The organism is uncultured Winogradskyella sp. (assembly GCF_947498005.1).
In the GTDB taxonomy this organism is placed as follows: Bacteria; Bacteroidota; Bacteroidia; order Flavobacteriales; family Flavobacteriaceae; genus Winogradskyella.
Window position 1 is genome coordinate 1 of sequence record NZ_CANMIW010000033.1, and the last position, 619, is coordinate 619.

At 31.8% G+C, this 619-nt stretch carries 1 protein-coding gene; it reads right to left on the reverse strand.

Annotated features, from left to right (window positions below):
• Positions 1–140 precede the first annotated feature (140 nt).
• Positions 141–566: a hypothetical protein gene (locus Q0891_RS17215; RefSeq protein WP_299103577.1), complete on the reverse strand. Its 426-nt coding sequence runs from the start codon at positions 564–566 to the stop codon at positions 141–143.
• Positions 567–619 lie beyond the last annotated feature (53 nt).

A 619-nucleotide genomic window follows, 5' to 3' on the forward strand; every position in this document is an offset into this window, starting at 1 on the left:
CAACGTGTTCGTGTAAGGATAGTTGCGTGGTTAAACAACTAACTTAGTAAAAATGAACCAAACCAGAGGGAAATCCGCAGGATTTTCCGAGTAGGCTAGAACCAAGCAATTATTTTTACACGTTGTTGTGCGTTCGTTTTTTATTCCGCTATATTAATTTTTATTCCGTTAAATTCCGTTTTTCCTTTCAAGTCGTAAGTTGTATTAGTTTCGTAATATGGTTTCCACTTTTCTAACTTCAGTTCACTTTCATTATTCCATTCAACTATTTTATAGCCATTTGGAATAAGTCCTTTTTTAAGGTCATTTTTATTTTCTTTATTCTCAATTACAGACCAAAATACTCTCGAATATCCAAATCCGCCATTGTCAAACTGATATTCGTAATATTTATATTTTTGATTGGGTGAAATAGATTCCGAAAGAATATTCAAATTCGGTTCATTTAGAGCGTGTTCCGATTTAAAAGCTTCCGCAACGTCATTCAAATCCGAATTGATTTTAATTCCAATTCCGATTATTCCAATCAATATAATTCCGACAATTATTAAAACCCATTTTTTCATTAAAATTCAATGATTTTCATTTTGAGCACGATTTTCTCAAATGATGCACAACG

Coding starts and splice junctions, on each gene's coding strand:
- Q0891_RS17215 (WP_299103577.1), bottom strand. CDS start 566: ATGAAAAAATGGGTTTTAATAATTGTCGGAATTATATTGATTGGAATA.